Genomic DNA, 3,750 nt, shown 5'->3' on the forward strand with positions numbered 1-3,750 from the left:
GCAAAAAGCAGGGCCGCACGTTGTTTGTCCGGCCACTCCACAAGCAAGGGGACATCCAGCCGCCGATACCGGTCTCCCAGGCGTTCCTTGAGTTGCTCTTCCCGGATAGGGATGATTCGGGCCGAGAGATCAATGGCACTGGCCTCCTCCTCCGCAAACAGAGCTAATGCCTCCCTTGGGTAGTCAAGTATCAGGTTTTTGAAATTCTGGTCGTGATCCATCCAGCTGTGTTTTCAAATTTTTATTTGAAGAATGATTGCTTAACTTTTATAAGCCTGCTTAAAGTCAAGTATACCATGCCCGGTTGAGAGAGGAAAGTATGTTTATGGTTCCTGTTTTGGGCCAAATAATATAAAAAAATCCTTGCATTTATATATCAGCGGGTATAATGCAATAACGTTGATTACCACAAAATACAGGAGGAGACCCCATGCAGCAAGAACTACGCCCAGACTTTTCCCTGCCCGGAGAAGACAAGATATTTAAGGAAATGATCAAGCTGACCATCAATATGATGGAAGAATCGCAAAACGGTTGCCCGCTCCGTGTCCAGCATGCCAAGGCTGCAGCCTGCCTGACCGCCTCCTTTGAAATTGCTTCAGAGATTCCAGCTGATCTGCAGCACGGAGTTTTCAGCCAACCCGGCACGACCTTTGAGGCCCTTGTCCGTTTTTCCACAGCTCAGGGCACCATTGAACCTGACACAGAACCCACAGCACGGGGGCTGGCTATTAAGCTGCTTGCTGTTGAGGGTGCTCGGGCAATGGATGGAGATACTGAACAAAGTCAGGATTTTCTTTTTGTAGATCATCCGGTCTTTCCCTTTCCTAACCCTAAAGAATATAAAGAAGTTATAAAATGCAAAAATTTCCCGCTGGTTGGGAACCTCTTTGCTTTGGCTCATCTCCTGGTATTTGACCCGGACCAGTTGAAAATTGTTCAGGAGATCAGAAATAAGACCGTGGCCAATCCCCTTCATATCACCTACTGGAGCGGCTCGCCGTATTGGCTGGGTAATGCTGCCGGTACAAGCGGCCAGGCAGTAAAGTACTCAGCTGTTCCGCCCATCATTGAGAAAAAACCTGCTGATTCTAAAAAACGTTCTGACGATTATCTGCGCAAAGCCATTGCTGAACAGTTGGCGCAAGGTGAGGTCGTATTTGACTTCAAGGTGCAGCGACAGGGTGATCCGGCCAAGATGCCCATTGAAGACACCTCGGTTTATTGGGATGAACAAGACACTGTCCCTGTCAAGCTGGCTACCTTGCGCATTAAAAAACAATCTGTTAATGAAAATTCTGATTTAGAGAAACGCTGTGAGGACATGTCCTTCAACCCGTGGCATGCCCTGAAGGAGCATCGTCCGCTGGGTGGGATTAATCGTTTACGTAAGGCGGTGTATGAGGCCAGTTTCAGCGAACGTGAACAGCGGAAAAAGAGCGCATAACCTACGGCACAGAGCATCCCTTATATGGCCCCTTTGACAAGAGAACCTTGCTCAAGGAGAAACGGGCGCAACTCAGGGGGGGGTGGATAGAGAAGGCAATGAAAAATAACGGGAAAGAATCCCAAGCAATGCTTGCTGTACTGATTGATGCGGATAATGCTCAACCATCTGTTACAGAAGCATTAATGGGTGAAATAGCCAAGTTCGGCATCGCAAACGTCAAACGAATCTACGGCGACTGGACAACGCCGAATTTATCCGGGTGGAAATCTATTGTATTGGATTATTCTATCCAACCCATTCAACAATTTCGCTACACGATCGGAAAGAATTCCACAGACAGTGCCATGATTATTGATGCTATGGATTTGCTCTATACCGGACGATTTAACGGATTTTGTCTGGTCTCAAGTGACAGTGATTTTACTCGCCTTGCGGCAAGAATTCGGGAAGAAGGAATACCTGTTTATGGGTTTGGAGAACGAAAAACCCCGAAAGCTTTTGTTTCGGCCTGTGATAAATTTGTTTATACTGAAGTTCTTTGGGCAGAAGAAGAAAAAACAGCACCTCAACAGGAAGATGCAGCAAAAACATTAAAAGGCGATGCAAAACTGGTTAATCTTTTAAGGCGTGCTGTTGATGCAGCTTCGGATGACAGCGGGTGGGCAAGCCTGAGTGGTGTCGGATCAAATATTGCGAAACAATTCCCTGATTTCGATTCAAGAAATTACGGCTATACAAAACTTGGTGAGTTAGTCGAAGCAACAGAGCTGTTTGATATGCAAAGGCGCGGCTCCAATATTCCCCAATCAAAAATTCTTTATATCCGTGATCGTCGAAAGAAAGTACAAAACAACAACAAACAGCGAGAACCCGTCACTACAGCAGAATGGGAACAATTCATACAACGATATCACGAAGGAGATACCTTCAGGGGAACAATAGAGAGCATTGTATGGATGGGCCTCTTCATCACTGTGACGGATAGCGGGGTGACAGGACTGCTCCATAAATCAAATTTACCAGAAAATTTTACGACCTGCTTCACGGTCGGGCAAGAAATACCTGTCACCATCAAGACGATTCATACTGAAAGACATCAGATAGAACTTGCACAAGCTTGATGTGCTACTCACCGTATTATACGAGATGACTGAAAAAAATTCAACACCACCGGCCCTTGTCTCCAAGAACGCCATTACATGCTCCCGCCGGAGCAGCGTCTTTCAGAGGTACGAGACCTGATTGATGATCATGCCTTTTTTGTGATCCACGCCCCGCGCCAAACCGGCAAGACCACCCTGTTGCGCAATCTCTCCCGCCAGCTGACTGAGGAAGGGCGGTATGCAGCCCTGACGTTCTCGTTGGAAAGCCTTACTCTGCCCGACGTTGATAAAATGGTGCCGCAACTCCTGGACATGCTGGAGTATGATGCCCGCTTTCAGTTGCCGCCGGAACTGGCTCCTCCATCCTCTGACACCTTTACGTCTCAGGCTTCTGTCTCTCTGAGAAAATATCTTTCTGTTTGGAGCAGTAACATTGACCGCCCTCTGGTCATTTTCTTTGATGAAATTGACTCATTGCCAGGTGTTGTTCTGCTTTCCCTTCTCCGCCAGCTGCGGGATGGCTACTGCTCCCGCCCAGCCCCGTTCCCGCAGAGCATCGCTCTTGTCGGACTCAAGGATGTGCGTGATTACAAGATCGGCATCCGCCAGGATACAGAGAGTCTGGGCACAGCCAGTCCCTTTAATATCAAGGCCCGTTCCCTGACCATGCGCAATTTCAATGAGGAGGAAGTGCAGGCCCTGCTTGAACAGCATACCCAGGCAACCGGGCAAGCCTTTACCACAGAGGCCGTAGCAGAAATCTTCCGCCTGACCCAAGGTCAACCCTGGCTGACCAATGCCCTGGCCGCACAATTGGTCACAGATTACGATGCCTTGGTTAAAGACCGTTCCTGTCCGGTAACCAAGGGGACTGTAGACAAGGCCCGGGAAATCCTCATTGAACGACGGGACACCCATCTGGACAGTCTGACCGACAAACTACGGGAAAAGCGGGTACGGGCGGTGATTGAGCCGATCATGGTGGGCAAGGCCGATTTTGATCAGGCCTTTGACGATGATTTTGTCTATGCCAAGAATCTCGGTCGTAACCGTTCACCCGCCTCATTCCACACAAAAAAAGATTGGACAAAAAAAGAAGATCACGATAGTTTAAGGGTCACAACGTTTTTTACGAGATCTATCCACGTTCTGAGTTCGCATGCACCTATCCAGAGAAGAGTTGCGAAAAATAGATAA

3 protein-coding genes and 1 pseudogene are annotated in these 3,750 nt (G+C 48.1%); 3 read left to right on the forward strand and 1 reads right to left on the reverse strand.

Going from position 1 to position 3,750, the window contains the following annotated elements; all coding sequences use genetic code 11:
* Positions 1-221: pseudogene (locus L2082_RS18825) on the reverse strand (hypothetical protein); the annotation flags it as partial.
* Between the two features lie 209 nt (positions 222-430).
* On the opposite strand from L2082_RS18825, the gene L2082_RS18830 reads away from it, so the two are divergent.
* From L2082_RS18830 to L2082_RS18840, 3 genes are all read left to right on the forward strand, one after another.
* Positions 431-1,447, forward strand: coding sequence for a catalase family protein (locus tag L2082_RS18830; protein ID WP_446011011.1), 1,017 nt, complete (start codon positions 431-433; stop codon positions 1,445-1,447).
* Positions 1,448-1,494: 47 nt separating this feature from the next.
* Complete coding sequence (locus tag L2082_RS18835; protein ID WP_446011012.1) at positions 1,495-2,571, forward strand: NYN domain-containing protein; 1,077 nt, start codon at positions 1,495-1,497, stop codon at positions 2,569-2,571.
* A 78-nt stretch (positions 2,572-2,649) separates the two neighbouring features.
* Positions 2,650-3,750, forward strand: coding sequence for an AAA-like domain-containing protein (locus L2082_RS18840; RefSeq protein ID WP_446012156.1), 1,101 nt, complete (start codon positions 2,650-2,652; stop codon positions 3,748-3,750).

The organism is Candidatus Electrothrix sp. (assembly GCF_052785085.1).